At 68.7% G+C, this 18,339-nt stretch carries 19 protein-coding genes, 1 tRNA gene and 2 pseudogenes; 3 read left to right on the forward strand and 19 right to left on the reverse strand.

The annotated features are described in order from the left end of the window. Window positions 1-69: 69 nt before the first annotated feature. The 6 genes from thrB to AB0924_RS29370 form a co-directional block, all read right to left on the reverse strand. A complete protein-coding gene (gene thrB / locus AB0924_RS29345) occupies window positions 70-987 on the reverse strand; it encodes a homoserine kinase (protein ID WP_358935925.1) in 918 nt (305 codons plus the stop codon). Between the two features lie 309 nt (window positions 988-1,296). Further along, entirely contained in the window at window positions 1,297-2,355 is a 1,059-nt protein-coding gene (gene thrC / locus AB0924_RS29350; protein ID WP_199212012.1) for a threonine synthase, read from the reverse strand. 6 nt (window positions 2,356-2,361) lie between these two features. Next, complete coding sequence (locus AB0924_RS29355) at window positions 2,362-3,654, reverse strand: homoserine dehydrogenase (protein ID WP_199212011.1); 1,293 nt, start codon at window positions 3,652-3,654, stop codon at window positions 2,362-2,364. Between the two features lie 247 nt (window positions 3,655-3,901). Further along, window positions 3,902-5,293, reverse strand: a complete 1,392-nt coding sequence (lysA, locus tag AB0924_RS29360; RefSeq protein WP_358935920.1) for a diaminopimelate decarboxylase — start codon at window positions 5,291-5,293, stop codon at window positions 3,902-3,904. A gap of 50 nt (window positions 5,294-5,343) precedes the next feature. Next, window positions 5,344-6,324 (reverse strand): ArgS-related anticodon-binding protein NrtL, encoded by a 981-nt coding sequence (gene nrtL, locus AB0924_RS29365; RefSeq protein WP_366912963.1) that lies wholly within the window; start codon window positions 6,322-6,324, stop codon window positions 5,344-5,346. A 103-nt stretch (window positions 6,325-6,427) separates the two neighbouring features. Continuing rightward, a complete protein-coding gene (locus tag AB0924_RS29370; protein WP_366912981.1) occupies window positions 6,428-6,976 on the reverse strand; it encodes a response regulator in 549 nt (182 codons plus the stop codon). 200 nt (window positions 6,977-7,176) lie between these two features. On the opposite strand from AB0924_RS29370, the gene AB0924_RS29375 reads away from it, so the two are divergent. Together AB0924_RS29375 and AB0924_RS29380 are read left to right on the forward strand one after the other, a co-directional pair. Continuing rightward, window positions 7,177-7,248 (forward strand) — tRNA-Arg (locus AB0924_RS29375). 846 nt (window positions 7,249-8,094) lie between these two features. Further along, window positions 8,095-8,565, forward strand: coding sequence for a GNAT family N-acetyltransferase (locus AB0924_RS29380; RefSeq protein ID WP_359552344.1), 471 nt, complete (start codon window positions 8,095-8,097; stop codon window positions 8,563-8,565). Window positions 8,566-8,795: 230 nt separating this feature from the next. Here AB0924_RS29380 and AB0924_RS29385 read toward each other — a convergent pair whose 3' ends face one another. From AB0924_RS29385 to AB0924_RS29445, 13 genes and pseudogenes are all read right to left on the reverse strand, one after another. Beyond that, on the reverse strand, window positions 8,796-9,218 hold the full coding sequence (locus AB0924_RS29385; protein WP_366912964.1) for a hypothetical protein: 423 nt from the start codon (window positions 9,216-9,218) through the stop codon (window positions 8,796-8,798). A gap of 73 nt (window positions 9,219-9,291) precedes the next feature. Continuing rightward, the gene (locus AB0924_RS29390) at window positions 9,292-10,665 is read right to left on the reverse strand and encodes a site-specific integrase (protein WP_366912965.1); all 1,374 of its coding nucleotides are present in this window, start codon (window positions 10,663-10,665) and stop codon (window positions 9,292-9,294) included. Between the two features lie 40 nt (window positions 10,666-10,705). After that, window positions 10,706-11,221: pseudogene (locus AB0924_RS29395) on the reverse strand (replication initiator); the annotation flags it as partial. A 131-nt stretch (window positions 11,222-11,352) separates the two neighbouring features. Next, on the reverse strand, window positions 11,353-11,610 hold the full coding sequence (locus AB0924_RS29400; RefSeq protein ID WP_366912967.1) for a SpdD protein: 258 nt from the start codon (window positions 11,608-11,610) through the stop codon (window positions 11,353-11,355). A 14-nt stretch (window positions 11,611-11,624) separates the two neighbouring features. Further along, entirely contained in the window at window positions 11,625-11,819 is a 195-nt protein-coding gene (locus AB0924_RS29405; RefSeq protein WP_366912968.1) for a hypothetical protein, read from the reverse strand. Between the two features lie 10 nt (window positions 11,820-11,829). Continuing rightward, complete coding sequence (locus AB0924_RS29410) at window positions 11,830-12,021, reverse strand: mobile element transfer protein (RefSeq protein WP_366912969.1); 192 nt, start codon at window positions 12,019-12,021, stop codon at window positions 11,830-11,832. Next, window positions 12,021-12,212, reverse strand: a complete 192-nt coding sequence (locus AB0924_RS29415; protein ID WP_333772388.1) for a hypothetical protein — start codon at window positions 12,210-12,212, stop codon at window positions 12,021-12,023. Before AB0924_RS29415 ends, AB0924_RS29410 begins: the two co-directional genes overlap by 1 nt. An 18-nt stretch (window positions 12,213-12,230) precedes the next feature. Then, window positions 12,231-12,860, reverse strand: a complete 630-nt coding sequence (locus AB0924_RS29420; RefSeq protein ID WP_366912970.1) for a DUF2637 domain-containing protein — start codon at window positions 12,858-12,860, stop codon at window positions 12,231-12,233. Between the two features lie 83 nt (window positions 12,861-12,943). Then, entirely contained in the window at window positions 12,944-14,317 is a 1,374-nt protein-coding gene (locus AB0924_RS29425; RefSeq protein WP_366912971.1) for an FtsK/SpoIIIE domain-containing protein, read from the reverse strand. A 5-nt stretch (window positions 14,318-14,322) separates the two neighbouring features. Further along, window positions 14,323-14,673, reverse strand: a pseudogene (locus tag AB0924_RS29430) (hypothetical protein). 126 nt (window positions 14,674-14,799) lie between these two features. Then, the gene (locus tag AB0924_RS29435) at window positions 14,800-15,528 is read right to left on the reverse strand and encodes a GntR family transcriptional regulator (protein WP_366912972.1); all 729 of its coding nucleotides are present in this window, start codon (window positions 15,526-15,528) and stop codon (window positions 14,800-14,802) included. Between the two features lie 88 nt (window positions 15,529-15,616). Further along, window positions 15,617-16,054, reverse strand: a complete 438-nt coding sequence (locus tag AB0924_RS29440) for an ATP-binding protein (protein WP_366912974.1) — start codon at window positions 16,052-16,054, stop codon at window positions 15,617-15,619. Window positions 16,055-16,332: 278 nt separating this feature from the next. Then, window positions 16,333-17,073 (reverse strand): GntR family transcriptional regulator, encoded by a 741-nt coding sequence (locus AB0924_RS29445; protein ID WP_366912975.1) that lies wholly within the window; start codon window positions 17,071-17,073, stop codon window positions 16,333-16,335. An 81-nt stretch (window positions 17,074-17,154) separates the two neighbouring features. Here AB0924_RS29445 and AB0924_RS29450 point away from each other — a divergent pair, with 81 nt between their 5' ends. Continuing rightward, on the forward strand, window positions 17,155-18,261 hold the full coding sequence (locus AB0924_RS29450; RefSeq protein WP_366912976.1) for a DUF1152 domain-containing protein: 1,107 nt from the start codon (window positions 17,155-17,157) through the stop codon (window positions 18,259-18,261). Window positions 18,262-18,339 lie beyond the last annotated feature (78 nt).

Consider the following 18,339-nt stretch of genomic DNA (forward strand, 5'->3'; position numbering starts at 1 on the left):
GTGCAGACTTGAGGTTAACACTACCGGATCCAACAAACATTCCCCCTCTCCAAATCCGGCAACCGTGTCTCAGGTCGCGAGCGGCAGCACGCTCGCTCCCTGAACATCGAGGTCCAGCCGGTTGGCGGCCCAGCCCTCACCCGCGAGGCGGGACACCTTGTCGGCGCTGCCGGCGTCGGCCAGCGCCATGACGGTGGGTCCGGCGCCGGAGATGACGGCCGGGATCCCGTCGGCCCGCAACCGCTCCACCAGCGCGGCGCTCTCCGGCATGGCCGGGGCGCGGTACTCCTGGTGCAGACGGTCCTCGGTGGCGGGCAGCAGCAGCTCGGGGCGCCTGGTGAGGGCCTCGACGAGCAGGGCGGCACGGCCCGCGTTGACGGCGGCGTCGACGTGCGGCACGGTGCGCGGCAGCAGACCGCGCGCGGTCTCGGTGAGCACCGGCTTCCCGGGCACGAAAACCACCGGAACGATGGAATCGTCGGGCTCCATCCTGATGGCCCGGGCGGCGCCGGCCTCCATCCAGGAGAGGGTGAAACCGCCGAGCAGACAGGCGGCCACGTTGTCGGGGTGACCCTCGATCTCCGTGGCCAGCGCGAGCAGCGCGGCGTCGTCGAGCCGGGCCTCGCCGCCTATGGTCACCGCGCGGGCGGCGACGATGCCGGCGCAGATGGCGGCGGAGGAGGAGCCGAGGCCGCGGCCGTGCGGGATGCGGTTGGCGCAGACGATCTCCAGGCCCCGGGGCTGTCCGCCCAGCAGGTCGAAGGCCGTGCGCAGGGAGCGGACGAGCAGGTGGCTCTCGTCCCGGGGCAGGGTCTCGCTGCCCTCACCCGCGATGTCGATGTGCAGACCGGAGTCGGCCACCCGGACGACGACGTCGTCGTACAGCCCCAGCGCGAGGCCCAGGGCGTCGAAGCCCGGGCCGAGATTTGCGCTGGTGGCAGGGACGCGCACCCGTACGGCGGCGGCGCGGAAAGCTGGACCGGCCATCGCTCGAAGACTCTCCTTGAGCTGCGTTGAGTGTCGAAGGACATCCGTGGGGTCGAATGCCGCTCGATCGCTTCGATGGACATTCGATGACGTACGAAGACCCGTCGGGTCGCGGAGACGGCGCGGCCCGTGCCCACACGCGGGGGCATATGCGGTAGGCGGGTTCAGTACAGCCTATCGAAGGAAGGTTCCGCGGCGACATAGGGCGCACAGGAGGCGCACGATGCGTGTCGTGGACCTCCCGTGCACCCTGCCACGGGTCGCCCCGCGGGACGGGGTCCGAGCCCGGTCTCCCGGGCCCGCGGGCGCTCAGGCCAGGCCGAGGCGCTCGGCCGCGGTGGCCGCGTCGACCGGGACGGTGACCGGCTGCGGCGCGCCTGCGACGGCCCAGTCCGGGTCCTTCAGCCCGTTGCCGGTGACGGTGCACACGATGCGCTGCCCCGGGTCCACCTTGCCCTGCTCGGCCGCCTTGAGCAGACCGGCCACCGAGGCAGCGGAGGCGGGCTCCACGAAGACACCCTCCTGCGCGGCCAACAGCCGGTAGGCGCGCAGGATTTCACGGTCCGTCACCTCGTCGATGGCACCGCCGGACTCGTCGCGGGCGGCGAGGGCGTAGTCCCAGGAGGCGGGGTTGCCGATGCGGATCGCGGTGGCGATGGTCGACGGGTCCTTGACCACCTCGCCGCGCACGATCGGGGCGCTGCCGGAGGCCTGGAAGCCCCACATGCGCGGGGTACGGGCGGAGACGCCGTCGGCGGCGTACTCCTTGTAGCCCTTCCAGTAGGCCGTGATGTTGCCCGCGTTACCGACCGGCAGGACATGGATGTCGGGGGCGTCGCCGAGCATGTCCACGATCTCGAAGGCGGCCGTCTTCTGCCCCTCGATACGCACCGGGTTGACCGAATTGACCAGCGCCACCGGGTAGTTCTCGCTCAGAGCGCGGGCGAGCGTGAGGCAGTCGTCGAAGTTGCCGTCGACCTGGAGGATCTTGGCGCCGTGCACCAGGGCCTGGCCCATCTTGCCGAGGGCGATCTTGCCCTGCGGCACGAGCACGGCCGAGACCATCCCGGCCCGCACCCCGTAGGCGGCGGCCGAGGCGGAGGTGTTGCCGGTGGAGGCGCAGATGACCGCCTTCGCCCCCTCCTCCTTGGCCTTGGAGATGGCCATGGTCATGCCGCGGTCCTTGAAGGATCCGGTGGGGTTGGCCCCCTCCACCTTCAGGTGGACCTCACAGCCCGTGCGCTCGGAGAGCACCTGCGCCGGCACGAGGGGCGTGCCGCCCTCGCGGAGCGTCACGACCGGCGTGGTGTCGGATACCGGCAGCCTGTCCCGGTACTCCTCGATGATTCCGCGCCACTGGTGGGTCATTGCTGGTTACTCTCCTTCAACCCGCATGATGCTGGCGACACCCCGCACGGTGTCGAGCTTGCGCAGCGCCTCGACGGTCCCGGTCAGGGAGGCGTCGGACGCGCGGTGGGTGACGACGACGAGGGAGGCCTCGCCGTCCTTGCCCTGCTGGCGAACCGTATCGATCGACACCCCGTGCTCGGCGAACACGGTCGCGACCTGCGCCAGTACACCCGGCTTGTCCGCGACGTCGAGGCTGATGTGGTACCGCGTGACGACCTCGCCCATGGGCGAGACCGGCAGGGCCGCGTACGCCGACTCACCGGGCCCCGTTGCGCCGTTGAGCCGGTTGCGGCAGACGGCGACCAGGTCGCCGAGCACGGCGGAGGCGGTCGGGGAACCGCCGGCGCCGGGGCCGTAGAACATGAGCTGCCCGGAGGCGTCGGACTCCACGAAGACGGCGTTGTAGGCGCCGCGCACGGAGGCGAGCGGGTGGCTCAGCGGGATCATCGCGGGATGCACCCGCGCGGTCACCGAGGCACCGTCGGCGGCCCGCTCGCAGATGGCGAGCAGCTTGATCGTGCAGCCCATCTCCGCGGCCGAGCGGAAGTCGGCCGCGGTGACCTCGCTCATGCCCTCGCGGTAGACGTCGTCGAGCCGCACCCGCGTGTGGAAGGCGATACCGGCCAGGATGGCGGCCTTGGCGGCGGCGTCGAAACCCTCGACGTCGGCGGTCGGGTCGGCCTCCGCGTAACCGAGCGCGGTGGCCTCGTCCAGCGCCTCCTGGTAGCCGGCGCCGGTGGAGTCCATCTTGTCGAGGATGAAGTTGGTCGTGCCGTTGACGATGCCGAGCACCCGGTTGACCTTGTCACCGGCGAGGGACTCGCGCAGCGGCCGGATCAGCGGGATGGCACCGGCGACGGCGGCCTCGTAGTACAGGTCCCTGCCGTGCTCCTCGGCGGCGGCGTGCAGCGCGGCCCCGTCCTGGGCGAGCAGCGCCTTGTTGGCGCTGACCACGGACGCGCCGTGCTCGAAGGCGGTGGTGATGAGGCTCCGCGCGGGCTCGATGCCGCCGATGACCTCGACGACGACGTCGATGTCGCCGCGTTTGACGAGGGCGGTGGCGTCGGTGGTGACCAGGGCCGGGTCGATGCCCTCACGCACCTTGCCGGGCCGGCGTACGGCGACCCCGGCCAGTTCCACCGGGGCCCCGATCCGGGCGGCGAGGTCGTCGGCGTGCGTCGTCATGATGCGCGCCACCTCTGAGCCGACCACTCCACAGCCCAGCAGCGCCACCTTCAGCGGACGCGTACGCATCATCCGACCTCGTTTCCTCTTACCGTCTACGGTTGGACCAGTCTCACTCACCGGACGGGAGTTTCTACCCTTCGTCCGGATCGTGAGACATCTATTTCATTTTTCCGGGATGAGAAGACCGAAGATCTTCCGGCCCTTGTCCCGCGGTTCACCAAGCCCCGCGGAACCAGTGATTCCGGCACTCCCGACCCCTCCCCCCCCTCGACCGACGTCAGAGCCCGTGAGCCGGCCCCGGCCGATGCCGGCCCCGTCAGCCGACGTCGAGACGCAGCAGGTCCTCCTCCGTCTCACGCCGCACGATCACCCGCGCCTCGCCGTCCCGCACCGCGACGACCGGCGGGCGCAGCACGTGGTTGTAGTTGCTGGCCATGGACCGGCAGTAGGCGCCGGTGGCGGGTACGGCGAGCAGGTCGCCCGGCGCCAGGTCGGCGGGCAGGAACGCGTCCTTGACCACGATGTCCCCGCTCTCGCAGTGCTTGCCGACGACACGGCTGAGCACGGGCTCGGCGTCACTGGCGCGCGAGACGAGGGCGACGCTGTACTCCGCGTCGTACAGCGCGGTACGGATGTTGTCCGACATCCCGCCGTCCACGGAGACATACGTCCGCAGCCCCTCCAGCGGCTTGACGGTGCCGACCTCGTACAGCGTGAACGCCGTCGGTCCGACGATGGCACGGCCCGGCTCGACCGAGATGCGCGGCGTGCGCAGCCGGGCGGCCTCGCACTCCCGGCCGACGATCTCGGTCAGCGCCTTGGCGATCTCGTGCGGCTCGCGCGGGTCGTCGGCGCTGGTGTACGCGATCCCGAGGCCGCCGCCGAGGTCGATCTCGGGCAGCTCGACCCCGTGCTCGTCCCGGATGTCCTTCAGCAGCCCGACCACCCGGTGGGCGGCGACCTCGAAGCCGGACATGTCGAAGATCTGCGAGCCGATGTGGCTGTGGATCCCGATGACCTCGAGACTGTCGAGCTGGAGCGCCCGCCGGACCGCCTCGGCGGCCTGACCGCCGGCGAGCGGGATGCCGAACTTCTGGTCCTCGTGGGCGGTGGCGATGAACTCGTGGGTGTGCGCCTCGACCCCTACGGTGATCCGGATCTGCACCCGCTGCCGCCTGCCCAGCGACCGAGCGATGTGCGCGACCCGCACGATCTCCTGGAACGAGTCGAGCACGATCCGCCCGACCCCGGCCTCGACCGCCCGCTCGATCTCCGCCACCGACTTGTTGTTGCCGTGGAAGGCGATGCGCTCGGCGGGCATCCCGGCGGACAGCGCGGTGGCCAGCTCACCGCCAGAACACACGTCGAGATTGAGCCCCTCCTCGTTCAGCCACCGCACGACGGCCCGGGACAGGAACGCCTTCCCGGCGTAGAACACGTCGGCGTCGGCCCCGAACGCGGTGCGCCAGGCGCGGGCCCGGGCCCGGAAGTCGGCCTCGTCGAGGATGTAGGCGGGGGTGCCGAACTCCTCGGCGAGCCGGGTCGCGGGAATCCCGCCGACCGTGAGGACACCGGCCTCGTCCCGGCCGACGGTCTGCGCCCACACCTTGGGGTCGAGGGCGTTGAGGTCGGCGGGCGGGGCGGAGTAGTGCCCCTCGGGAAGGACATCGGCGTGACGGGGCCCGGCGGGGTGGGCGGAACGGCTCATGACGTGACTCTCAGACTCTCTGTCTCTCTCCGGGGCGTCCTGGGATGGCCTCAGAGGTGTTCGGGTGCGTCGATGCCGAGCAGGGACAGGCCACCGGCCAGCACCGTCCCGGCGGCTTCGGCGAGGGCGAGCCGGGCACGGTGGGCGGCCGAGGGTTTCTCCTCGCCGCGCGGCAGCACGGTGGGCAGAAAGGGCAGCACGGCGTCGGCGACGGTGACGAGATGCCGGGCGAGCCGGTCCGGGGCGCGATGGGTGGCGGCCGCGGTGAGGATGCGGGGGTGGCCGGCGAGGGCGGCGACCACCTCGGGGGCGGCCACGGGTCCGGGCTCGGCACCGAACCCGAGGCGGGCGGCATTGCGGGTCATGGCCCGGGTACGGGCGTGCGCGTACCGCACCCGGAACAGCGGATTGCCCTCCCGCTGCACCAGGTGGTCGGCGGTGATCCGGGGCCGGTCGTGCGCCGCGGGGTGCAGCAGCGCCCACTGGGCGGCGTCGGCCCCGAGCGGCGCGGGATCCTCCGGCGCCGGCACGGGCCGCAGATTCACCGGCTCCCCGTGCCCGACCTCGGCCCGCCCGCCCTGGGTGGCCACGATCCGCACGACGGCATCGGCCACGACCTCGGCCCGCACCTCGTACGGCACCCGCAACAGCACGACCCGCCCGGCGAGCGCGTCACCGTGGCCGTAGGCGAGGCCCAGCCGACTGATCTCGGCGACGAGACCAACCGCCGTTTCCCCACTGTCGGCGAGCGTGATGTTGAGAAACCCCGGCCCGGTGACGACGACGTCGTCGATGCCATCGGCTTCGAGAAGCCGCTCGCGGAGAACGCCGGCGACATCCAGGGGCGCCCGCCCGGCAGCCCGGGCGAGCTGAAGGGCGACATTGGTGGCGTAGTCCCCACACCCCCCGGGCCCCGGCTCGGTCACGACAACCCGCTCCGGCAGCACGCCCGGCTCCACACACAGCTCCCCGCCGTCCACGGCAGCACGCACCGAGTGCAACACGGTGCGGGAGAGCTCGACGGGGGTCACGGCACAAGCGTAGGGGAGGTGGGGGGTGGGTATGCGAAGTGGTTTTACGGTGCGAGACGGCAGAGGGGTGGGGTCCGCCCCATCAGTCTCCCCATGCCCCCACTCAGCCCACCGCTACCCCCGCCCCATCACCGCCTCCGCCCTCTCCCCCACTGCCCTCGTCGGCGTCGCCCTCTTCGTCCCCTTGGCCTTCGCCGTCCCCGTGCCGACCGGGGCCGCTGCGTCCGGGCTTCCGCTCGATGAGCTGCGTGACGAGCCGCACGAGCTCCGCGGGTTCGAAGGGCTTGGCGAGGAAGGCGTCGACACCGACGTCGAGCCCGCTCTCCACCTCGTACTGGGTACAGGCGCTGATGATGGCGAGCGGAAGGTCATGCGTACGAGGGTCCGCACGCAGCCGCGCGGCGGTCCGGAGCCCGTCCAGCCGGGGCATCACGACATCGAGGGTGACGACATCGGGACGAACCCGATGTACGACATCCAGACACTCGGCACCATCAGCCGCGGTCACGACCTCAAGCCCCTCCAGCTCGAGGTTGACCCTGATCAGCTGCCGGATGACCTTGTTGTCGTCCACAACAAGCACCCGGCCCGACGCGCCTGGCACAACTCGAGAGTAGGTCGGCACCGGCCACCGCGTCCGGCTTTTCCCCACTTCCACCCCGCGCGGGGGAACGTCGCCGACCCGCCCCTGCCCATCCCCGCCGACCCGCCCTTGCCTACCTCCGCCGACCCGCCGTTGCCCACCTCCGCCGACCCGCCCCGACGCACCCTGCGAAACCCGTTCCTGATCACCCCGGCGGACCTGCTAGTGTTCTACCCGTCGCCGCAAGCGAACAGCTCAGCGCCCGACACGCCCCCGTAGCTCAGGGGATAGAGCAACGGCCTCCGGAGCCGTGTGCGCAGGTTCGAATCCTGCCGGGGGCACCTTGGATTAGGTGCCCAAAGACCCCGTCACCAGCGGAAACGCTGAGGCCGGGGTCTTCGTGTTTGTGCAGGCGTGTGTCGCTCGGAGCGGGCGTATGCCCGGGTCTGTGGACGAGGCGTGGACGGGATCTTGAGACGTCTGCCCAGGTCAGCCCCGACAAACAGCAAGGCCCCGGGACAAGTCCAGGGGCCTGAGGGTCGGTTCATCGGCGGTGACCCCCAGTAGCCGATCTCGGTCGGCTGACCGTCGCGGTAGAGCACAGTGCAGTGGCCGCGCCTTGAGGGCAAAAAACAGTCCCCAGTAGTACTGCTCGTGTCCTGAAACTTCAGTCGTCACTGTTGTCTCGGTATCGCGCCGGCTTGCTGGGGGCCTGAACCACATCCTGTCCAAGTCACTAGCCGGCTAGACGTCCTCATCGACTTTGCAACTCTTTCGGTGTTATGGCCTACTAATCACGATGCACACCAGATGCCATAAGTCAATAGCCTTTCGGTAAGTTTCGAAGGAAACCTCCGGCGATCACGTTCGACTGCGGCATCCGGCTCGTCCGCGGGTCGACGGGGAGCCGGTCGCGGCCGAGCGATTACCCAGGTCAGCCCATCTAACTGACGAAGGGGCCTGCGCATGCGCATCGCCGCGTCAGGCCAGGTTGCTCTCCTAGGAGCTGCCTTGGGCGCGGTCACAGCCCGGCGTGCCAGTCCCGCTCCAGATCGCCTGGGTCGAATACGCTGCGAAGACGTCCGACCTGGCGGCCTCGACAACGCGGATGCGCGGGAATGCCGCCCGGTATCGGCTCTTCACGTAGGCCGGGACGGCGCAGCTGCCGGATGCGGAAGGGGTGTGGCATGAGATCCCCGAGCGTGCACCTACGGGAGATCACCGACGACGACCGGGATGCCGTCCGTGCCCTCCGCGTCCGAGGTGACCAGAAGCAGTTCGTCGCCTCCGTGTCCCATTCACTCAAGGAGGCGGCGAAGAAACCGGAGGCCAATCCCTGGTACCGCGCCGTGTACCGCGGCGACGAGCCAGTCGGCTTCGTGATGCTGTCGTGGAAACCGCCGGCCGGTCCTTACAAAGGGCGACACTTCCTCTGGCGCCTCCTCGTCGACAAGCGGTACCAGGGGCGAGGGATCGGCCGAGAGGCGCTCACGCAGGTCGCCACCCTGGTGCACGCGGACGGCGCCACCGAGCTGCTGACCAGCTACGAGCCCGGCGACGGCGAGCCGTGGCCCTTCTACCAGAAGTTCGGCTTCGAGCCCACCGGGGAGATCGACGACGGCGAGATCGTTCTGCGGCTCACCTTCCCCGCTCGGTGAGCTGTTTTACGGAAGCGCGGACAGTTTTGACCTGAGGTGATCACACGACACGCGTATGTGCAGGCGTGTGCCGCCCAGGGCGGCCCTATGTCGGGGTCTGTGGACTATTCGCGGCCAGGAATCTTGAGGCGTTTGCCCTGGTCACCATCCGGAAACGTCGGTGGCCCCCGGACGAGTCCGGGGGCCACCGAGGGGCCTCCTCCACTGAGCCTGATCACGAGGCCGGCCCGCTAGTCAGCGGTGACCCCCCAGTAGCCGATCTGCACAGGCCGGCCGTCGCGGTAGAGCACCGTGCAGTTCCCCTGAGCGCGGCCAGGGAAGCCCAACCGCTCGGAGTCGAGGGCGGCGTCCCACTCCGCGTAGGTGGGCCGGCCGTGAGGAGCCCACGCACGCACCTCATCATCGGTCAGCAGCCGCATGAACGGGCCGTCGTCGGCGTCCGTGGCGTCGATCATGCAGAGAAAATCCAGCACGGTGCCCGTGCCGCCGGTGAGAATGTATTCCTGCCACTCCGGGTCGCGCCACAGCTCCTCGACAGACCGGCCCTCGAAACCGTGGTTGTCCCGCGCCAGCTCCTCTTCCTGGGCCTGCCGGAATGCGGCCTCCAGATCACGCTGATACGGACCAGTGTCCTGCCATGCGTTACCGCCCACCTCTGTCCCTCCCCACCTGAGCTCTTCAATCGAGGCGCAGCGTAAAGGACAGCACCGACAGCGCACCGGCCGATCACTCGTACTCGCGCAGCAGTTCCTCGATACGCCGGTTGGCGACATCTTGCCGTCCGTCGATGCACTTCGCATAGCGCGTCAGCAGGACCTCAACACTGTTGCCAGCGCGCTCCGCAACTTCGGTGGGGTCCACTCCGGCATTGAGCCATGTCGACAGCGCCGAGTGCCGAAGGTCGTACGGCCTACTCGCGAGCGGAGATGCCGCGACGGCCGGCGGAAGCGCAAGGAGCCGAGCCTCTTGCCAGACGCGGTAGTAGGTCGAGGACGGGACGACCGAACCCTTCTCACTGAAGAAGAGCCGCCCGTCTTCCGCCGTGCCGAACGTGGCCAGGTGCTCGCGCAGGACGGCGACGAGCTGGGGCGGGAGGGGCACACGCCGAACGTCCTCGGTCGGTCGATTCTTGAGCCCGCGGTCGTCGTGGGTCTCCCCCGAGTCCGTCCACTGCTTGCCGACCGAAGGACGGGTCCGGTGTAGCAGCGCCGCTCCCCAGCCCTGCTCGGGGAGGACGAGGTCGGTCTCGACCAGGCCGACTGCCTCAGCGGGCCGGAGGCCACCGAAGTACATAGCCGCGAACAGTCCGACGAGGCGCCGGCCGCGAGCACGCCGGTAGCCGCCCACGTAGGACACCGCCGCCAGGAGGTTGCGTGCCTGCTCCGGGTTGGCGACAACGCGCGGATCGACCTGGTTCGAGACCTTCGGCTTCTGCCATCGAACCGCCGTAATCGGATTCTCGCGGAGCTCCCCCAGGTCGACCGCGTAGTTCGCAGCGTTGACGAGAGTCCGCCGCTTGCGCCGCACTGTCTCGGCGGCTGCCGCGGTGCCGTCGAGCTTCAGCTTCAGCCCGTCGAGCACCGCACGGGCCGTTGCCGGTTCGGCGAGATCCGCAAGCGGCCGACAGGCCTTTGCCACCCAGTGCAGAACGTTCCGGACGTTATCTGGAACCTCCCGGTCTTTGGGCCCTGGCAGCACGAAGGCCCAGTTGCGTAAGGCCTTACGGATCTCCTCGTCGGACGGCCGCCCTGGCCGTTCCAGGAGAAGTTCCATGGTCACGCTGGTAAGAGATTCGTTGATGCCGTCGCGCGTATTGGGCGCAGCGTGGGGCCACTTCATCGCGAGGTACCTGAGGGCGAAGTCGTACCAGGACAGCGGCGACTTCTTCTGTTCCATCGAAGCCGGAAGACCAGTCTCCGTGTCGAATTCTTCGCCGCCCCGCATGGCACTCATGAGCTTCGCTCGGTAGTGATCAGCGAGCGCCTTGGTACGGAACGAGTCCGAGAAAACGTTGCCCGCGACAGACCAGCGCACTCCGTAAGAGGGCGTCTTGGTGTCCCGCTTACGCACACCCCAGACCTTGACGTCGAGAGACTTCACGCCGCCCTACCTTCTTGAGTGTGTCCCACGAGTTCCCGGAGATCGAGAATCGCCGCCACAGTGCCCCTGCGTGCGCATTCCACAGCACGGCCGCCTCGTAGTCGTAGGAGTCGAGGTCGAGTGGCGTCCCTAGGACGGCGTCACCTTCCTCGTGCCGGATGCCGCAACGGCAGTTCCGGCCGCCGGAGGGTCGGTTGTGGACCGGGCCGAAGCTCGGGGCGGTGAAGGTGGCAAAGACGCGCGGGTGTGTGCCTACCCTCTCCGGGGTGCCTTTGCCACCGCGGAGTCCGGCGGTGATCAGGTGGTAGGTGTCGCGACGGTATGTCTCGGCGCAGGCCGCGCACCGGGTGGCGCGGCGGTTGTTGCAGCGGACGAGGAGCTGACCGGCGGGCAGGGCCGAGGAGTCCAGGTGGTGTAGGACGCGGCCGATCTCGCCGGTCGTCTGGTCCACCGCGTATTCGGTGCGGTGGCCGTCGAGGCGGACGGGGTGGGTGCAGCCGCCCAGTCCGGAAAGTTGGTGAGCCAGCTCGGGCATGGTGCCGAGGGAGGCCAGCATGGAGAGTTCCGCCAGCGGGGGCGGAGTCTGCCGGGTGATGATGGCAGTTCCTTTCGGCTGTTGTGACGGTTGGAAGGGACGGCCCCGGGGCGGCGGGATGCTTGGCGGCTTGTTGCCGCCCCGGCGGCCGGTCAGCGCTTGTTGGCGTTGCTGATGAGGGAGCGCAGGACCACGGCGGCGATGGCCACGGACACGGCCGAGACGGCGACTGCCGCCAGGAGTGCGGTAAGCACGATTCCGACGACGACCACGGCGGCGACCGCGCCGACACCGACACTCAAGAACGGGGCGGCCGAGTGGCCGGCCGAGGAGGGCGGAGCCTGCGTCGGCTGAGGCGTGATGGCGGTCGTCGGCAGGGTCGGGATGTCGGGCAGCTTGGGGCGGAGCACGGCATACCTCCTTGTCACTTGTGGGTGCTGTCGACGACGCCGACACCGGAGCGAGTGCCGGACTCGATGGCGGGGGCGAGGAAGGTGTGCGAGAGCCAGAAGCCGAACAGCGCGATCGCGACGGCGACCCAGAGCCGCACACCGAGAAACTTGATCGCGGCCCAGGTGATGGCGCCCAGGACGAAGACGAGCGGCAGTGAGACGGTCACGGGAGCTCCCTCAGCGGACGGCGCAGCGGTGGGTCCGGGCGGCCAGCTCGGCGGCGGCACGGCTGTCGTAGTCAGTGGCGAAGCCGCAGCGAGGAGCCGTGCAGGCTACGGTGTGCTTCTCACGACCCCGGCCGTCGTAGTAGGTGGCAACCTGAACAGGCCCTATGCGGGTGACGTTGCGGAAGCGGCGATTGGCGGTCATCAGCGGGTCTCCTTCGGGTTGACGCCGGTGAAGTCGGTGGCGTGCTCGGCCAGCCAGCGCAAGATCTCGTCGCCCTCGTAGCTGTCGGCGGCGAGGATCACCGGCTCGGCGATGAGCACGGCTTCGGTGAGGCGGTTCTGTCGGGTCAGCTCGGCGGCGCGTTGCAGCGCGCGGAGCGTGGACGGGCGCACGGTGGAGAGTCCTCCGGGTCAGGTGAGTTGGGTGGCGATGGCTTCGGCCAGCGGCAGCGGAACGCCGAGCCGGGCTCGAAGGGTTGAGATGTCGATCGGTGTTCCGGTCCGGGTGCGGTGTTCGTCGGCGACCTTGCGCGCGAGTGTGATGAGCGCCGGCGGAACCGCAGAAGCGGAGGGCGGAGCCAGTTCCGGCTCTGCAGCGGGCAATTGAGGGGCAGAGGCGGAAGCTTCTGGTGCCATGGGATCCGTGGCCGACTCGCGCCCCTCCGCCCGGGTGACGGAGGTTGCACCGTGAGCGAGCAGCGTTCCGCCAAGGAAGGCGACCGCGGGCCATCCGGCTACGAGGATGCGCAGCCAGGCCGGTACGGCGCCCAGGTCGAGCAGCCCGGCCGTGGAGACATTGGCGCCGAGCGAGGCCGTCAGGGCGACAAGGAACCAGCACCAGCCGGCTGCTTTCGCCCCACCGCACCGGAGCCGCCGCCAGGCAGCCACGAGAAGCAGGTCGACGGAGACCGGGTAGGCCCATGCCTTCCATCCGTGCTGTCCGGCGGCCGAGGCCAGATCGTGCAGGTGAGCGAAGGACAACGCGGCGGCGATTACCGCTTGGACGAGCACGGCGTCGAGGCGGACGGACAGGGCACGCACGGCGCGACTCCTTCCAGTTCCAGGCATGGAGGGGGTAGGGACTTGGCACGAGATGGCCGTGCCAGCCCTGGGAGTGAGTGCGGTTACTCGGTGAGCGGGCGAGCCGAGGCCACGGAGTCAGGCTCCGCAACCGGCAGTAGCGGCACGTAGGGCCGGAAAGGATTGAGCGCCGGGACGTCAGGCGCGAGGTGAGCCGTCGCACGACAGGTGGCCGCAGCGTCGGCTAGGGAGAGATAGGGAGTACGGATGCGGGACCAGCCGCCGGAGGTGTCGCCGACGACGGCCAGACCGGGCAGCTCGAGAGCGATGGCGCAGGACGCTTGGACGGCCTCTGGGGCGATGTCGCTAAGCGCCATCTTCGCCGACGCTTCGTCGTTCACGCGGTGGCAGACACGGCCAGTGAGCTGCGCTCGGAGCATGGTCGCGCCTTTGCCGAGTTCGGCACCGAAGCGCTGCCCGCAGACTTCGAGGTAGATGCCGGCGGCCCGGCCGAGTTGGGCGAGCCGGATGAGCTGGGTGACCATCTCATCCCGCCGTTCCTCCTCCTTCCGCGTGGCGACCATGAAGAGCTCGGCAATCTCGTCGATGACGAGCACTAGCGGAGCGGGGCGTTCGTCCTCCGGCAGTCCCCAGATGTCCGAGGTGATCAGCTCTTCAGCGGTGCCGGGCGCGATGCCCTGTCGCGTCTTGATCAGGTCGTATCGGTCCTCCATTTCTTTGACGAGCACGGGTAGCAGTTCAGCCGCTTGGTCCGGGTCGGTTGCCAGGGCGGAGAGCCGTAGCGCGAAGGGCGCCAGCTCGACCCCGCGCTTGCAGTCGATGCCGACCAGGACGACCGGCTGACTTGCCAGCCCGGTCACCAGGTTCCGCAGGTACATGGACTTGCCCGAGAGCGTGGCACCGAGCACAAGCTCATGCGGAACGGTCCGGTAGTCCCGCACGAAGGCGGTCGCGTCTTCCCGTAACGCCACGGGCACCTCAAGCGGGCGATTGTCAGAGCGACGGGGCATCCTCACCTTTTGCAGGACGTCGAAACCGACGAGCCGCAATTCGACGACACCCGGTTTCACGTCCCGCACATGAACTGCGTGAACGCCCCAGGCATGCCGAAGTCGTTCGGCCGAAGCCGCCACGTCCGCCGGCTCCTGTCCAGGAACCAGCCGGAGCCGCATGCGTAGACCAGTCGATGTAGGCCGGATGATGCCCCGACGAGGAGGCACCGGCCGCACCTCACGGCGGGTGGTCGCCCGAACAGCCAGAGCCCGCCACCGGGACGGCTCCACGGTCAGGCCGCAGGCGTCCATGGTCGAGGAGTACGAGGCCAGCAGCCGGGCCACCGAGAGCGGCAGCCCGACCGTGGACCAGTACGCCGCCGGGGAGGCATGCCGGACGTAGGCGGCGCCGCCTATCACGACGAGCGGACTGCCCAGCTCCGCCAACGTCACCAGGTCCGTCACAGCGATCAGCCCGCCTGGACCATCGGGAAGGCACCCGGAGCGATGGCGGTCGCCCGGTAGGCGATCCCGTGTCGCTCCTGGCCGTTAAAGACGCTCTGCCACGGCCGCGCCACCAGGCCCGGAAGCGAGACCGGTGCCCCGACGGTCAGGCCCTCGGTCACTCCGCTTGTCGGAACGGTGACCTGGATCAGCGACTACTCCCCTTCGTCGATGTAGACGACGCCGACGGTCATCAGCGCTTCGCCGGTCAACGCATCCTTGGCGATCTCGCCGGTCTGCCGGTCGCGCACCTTCGGCGCCGGGGCCTCAGTAAGCAGGATCGTGGCGGCGGAGGCGTCAATGCGGATCACACGCACAGGGATTCTCCCTCTAGGAGTCGATCAACCTGCCAACCTGACAGGTTGACTTAGCAAGTCTGAAGTTAGAGTTGCCAGGTTGACTTGTCAAGTTGCTTGCGGCAGAGGTTCGCCCGAAGGACGGCATCAGCTCAGGCGGTAGGTGTCTTCGAGTTCGTGCTGGTCAGCCGGTAGAAGCACGTCGGAGACCTGCAAGGACCGACCAGAGGCGTCGCAGGCAATAACCAGGACACTCAGAACGGGGACGCCGTCCGGCAACCCCAATAGCTCGGCCTCACGTTCTTCGGGCAGCCGAGCCGACACGCGCTCGATCACGTGATCAAAGCGGACCTTGTTGCGCGCCTCGAGGAGTTCGCGGGTACTTCCACTCAAGGGCTTATCGGAACCCAGGTCAGTGCCTTCGGCCAGGCCGGCGGGGAAGTACGACGAGACCAACTCGACAGACTCGCCGCCCTCTTTGACCAGGAAGCGACGCACGAGCACGTCGGCCCCCTTCGGGAGGCCAAGCGCAGAAGCGACCCGAGCCGGGACAGCCACGTGCCCGACTTCGATCAGCCGGCCTGCATCCTGCGACTCGTCGCGTTCCAGCGCCTCGCGCCCCCGCCGGTCTTTGTGCTCGACAATCTCCGGACGCCCGCGGACGATCGTGCCGTACCCCTGCCGGGACTCGAGCCAACCGTCTCGCTTTAGCAGCTCCAGCGCTCGGACGACGGTCGGGCGAGACATACCGAAGGCCTGCACCAGTTGGTTCTCACTCGGCACACGACTACCCGGCTCGTAGGTCCCGTCCTCGATACGGCGCTGAAGCGTCTGCGCGAGGCGCACATACTTCGGAGGCTCCACTTCATACGCCATGAACGCCGCCTGTCGGGATTGGCCAAGTCAACTGGTCAACCAGACTAGCGACACTTGCACACCGACAGTAGAAGGGGTGGGTATCCCGTCACGCCGACCAAGCATCGGCCACCACGAAGGAGACGACCGTTCCACCGAAGTAGCTGGGCCCCGAGTGCCACGAGTCGGCGATTGAGTCGACCAGAAGCAGCCCCCGCCCGTGCGCGTCGTTCGCCTCAGGGTGCCGCAGCCGCACGTTCGCCGGAAAGCCCGGGTTATGCACCTCGACGCGGAGCGAGGTCCCCTCACGGAACCACTCGACCCGCACCAGCCAGGGGTCATCCGACTTGCCATAGCTGATGGCGTTGGTCACCAGCTCGGAGATCATCAGCGCGCAGTCGTCGACCGAGCAGCTTGGGTTGTGAGGAGCGATGAACTTCCGGAACCAGCGCCGGGCCCGCGGCACGGACTCCGGAACGGGATGCAAGGTCATCGCTCCGAGTCGCGGTGAGTCCTGGCACGGGTATCGGTCGATCGTGTACGCCATGGGTGCTCACTCCTTGCCGCTGCCGTCACAGTCGAGGCAGCGCCGCTTCAACGTGGCACGGCTGCGGTCGGTGGCCGTGGAGAGCGCCAGCTCCGTCCGAGAGCCGACGCGTTTCCAGCCACGCCCCCGACACCCCCGGCAAGCTAATCGCGCACCCTGTACCGGCCCACGACTCGTCACATCGTGCCCCCTTCTCCTTCAGGTGGCCTTAGCCACTTTCTGGATAGTGGCATTAGCCACTTGCGTGGTGCAAGCGATTCGCCATAACTGGCGAGTCGTCAGGTGAGCGGGTAGCCCTGTTCGAACGCCCAGCGGTGCGGCGGGTAGGTGGCTGCGGCGAACTCCAGGGGCCGATCCTGGAGGTCAAAGACGACGTGATGGACGATGAGGACCGCGGATCCCGGTTCCAGCCGCAGATCATCCGCCTCCTCGTCCGTTGCAGCCCGAGCGCACATACGGTCTTCGGCGTAGCTACCTTGACGACCTGTCATCCGCTCGACGTACATGAGCGTCCCTTCCTGGATGCGCTCCGGATCCGTGAGCTTGGGCGCTCGCTGGCCGACCTCCGGAGCAAACCAGGATGTGGACAGCGTGATCGGACCGTCCTGGTTGTTCGTCACGCGACGGCGGTGCACAGCTCGACGATCCTTCACCAGACCCAGTGCCTCGGCCACGTAGTCCGGTGCCTCCAGCCAGCCGGCCGAAGTAATCACCGCGTACTCCCCGGGCGTATAGATCTTCCCAGTCTGCCGTGCCCGTCCGTACAACTCCCTTGCGCGCCGGTTCACTTCGAGACTGCGGACATAGGTCCCCGAGCCCTGACGCTTCTCGACCAGGCCCTGATGGCTCAATGCCTCCAGTGACCGCGCTGCCGTAGGGCGGGACACCTTCCAGTCCACGGCGAGCTGTCGTTCCGAGGGCACCTCGTCCCCCGGGCGCAGGTCGCCCCGAAGGATCTGGTCACGGATGTAGTGGGCGATCTGAAGGTACTTCGGTTGCGCCTCCTCGATCTGAGGCATCTTCCCCTCCTAGTCCAAGTGGCTATGGCCTTTAGCCACTATAGAGTGAGTGGCCAACCTGTGAACCCGTAGTCTGAACGCATGACGCGGTTGATCGTCGCAGCAGGAGGAGGGGGCGACGCAGTCGCCGCCGCAATGCTCCACGCCGCTCTCTACGGCGGGGAGGACCAGGCGGTGATCCTCACGTACGCGTGGGACCGCCTCCTGATCGACCCGCTACCGGGCCCGAGGCGGCCCGATGACTTCACCGGCCTGCGACGTCTCACCCCGGCCGTCTGGGCAGTGCCGGCAGAGGCCCGTCCCATCGCGCCCGCAGGCTCCACGCTCCCCCGTCTCGCAGCGGAGCTCCCGCACACCTTGGCGCTACTCGACCCGTCCGGGGGCGCCGAAGGCCTCACCCATCAGCTCGAAGACCTCGTGAGCCACATGGAGCCCGAGTCGATCGACCTCCTGGACGTCGGTGGGGACATCCTCGCGCGGGGCGACGAGCCGACACTCAAGAGCCCACTAGCTGACGCACTCACGCTTGCCGCATGCTGCCAGGTGAACGCACCGGTGCGACTCCTGGTCGCGGGTCCGGGAATGGACGGCGAGCTCAAGCCGGAAGACCTGGGGGACGTGCTGGGCGCCGTCGTCCACACCTTCACCGCAAGTGACACAGACGCGATCAGCGCCGTCCTGGAGTGGCACCCGTCCGAAGCGACGGCCCTCCTTGCGGCAGCGGCCCGGGGCGTACGAGGCACATGTGAGATCCGAGACGCAGGCCTCCCCGTACCGCTCACGGATGAGAGCCCGCGGGTGCACGAGGTCGACCTGGACGACGCCATCGGCCGCAATGAGCTGGCCCGAGCCATCATGGCAACGGCGCACCTGGATGAGGCCGAAGCTCATAGCCGCGAGATCTGTGGATCGTCGGAAATCGACTACGAGCGCAACAAGGCCCTGTGGCTCAACGACCGGCAGCCGGCCAAGCTGGACCGGGCGGCTATCTGGCCGCGGCTCGAGGAGTTCGAGCACGAAGCCCGAGCCCGCGGCCTCAGCCATACGACGTTCCGCCGCATCGCTGAGGCGATGAATCTCAGCGGCTCTCAGCGCGACGACTTGCGGCAGCTGCTCATAAATAGCCGGCCGGAGCAGTACGACGCGCCCTTGTGGCGCATCCCAGACGACATGTCTAGTCCCAGGTGATGTTTGACGTTCTGGTCTCAGCTGATGCTTGACGGTGGGCCTAGACAACATCGGAAACTTCGCGGGGTTTGTTCGCTT

It is taken from the genome of Streptomyces sp. NPDC047869 (genome assembly GCF_040704065.1).
In the GTDB taxonomy this organism is placed as follows: Bacteria; Actinomycetota; Actinomycetes; order Streptomycetales; family Streptomycetaceae; genus Streptomyces.

Excerpts from the sequence above, each read along its gene's own strand:
- AB0924_RS29440 (WP_366912974.1), bottom strand. The coding sequence starts at position 16,054 with ATGGCGTACACGATCGACCGATACCCGTGCCAGGACTCACCGCGACTC.
- AB0924_RS29445 (WP_366912975.1), bottom strand. The coding sequence starts at position 17,073 with ATGCCTCAGATCGAGGAGGCGCAACCGAAGTACCTTCAGATCGCCCAC.
- AB0924_RS29410 (WP_366912969.1), bottom strand. The coding sequence starts at position 12,021 with ATGACCGCCAATCGCCGCTTCCGCAACGTCACCCGCATAGGGCCTGTT.
- thrC (WP_199212012.1), bottom strand. The coding sequence starts at position 2,355 with ATGACCCACCAGTGGCGCGGAATCATCGAGGAGTACCGGGACAGGCTG.
- AB0924_RS29435 (WP_366912972.1), bottom strand. The coding sequence starts at position 15,528 with ATGGCGTATGAAGTGGAGCCTCCGAAGTATGTGCGCCTCGCGCAGACG.
- AB0924_RS29450 (WP_366912976.1), top strand. The coding sequence starts at position 17,155 with ATGACGCGGTTGATCGTCGCAGCAGGAGGAGGGGGCGACGCAGTCGCC.
- thrB (WP_358935925.1), bottom strand. The coding sequence starts at position 987 with ATGGCCGGTCCAGCTTTCCGCGCCGCCGCCGTACGGGTGCGCGTCCCT.
- lysA (WP_358935920.1), bottom strand. The coding sequence starts at position 5,293 with ATGAGCCGTTCCGCCCACCCCGCCGGGCCCCGTCACGCCGATGTCCTT.
- AB0924_RS29380 (WP_359552344.1), top strand. The coding sequence starts at position 8,095 with ATGAGATCCCCGAGCGTGCACCTACGGGAGATCACCGACGACGACCGG.
- AB0924_RS29355 (WP_199212011.1), bottom strand. The coding sequence starts at position 3,654 with ATGATGCGTACGCGTCCGCTGAAGGTGGCGCTGCTGGGCTGTGGAGTG.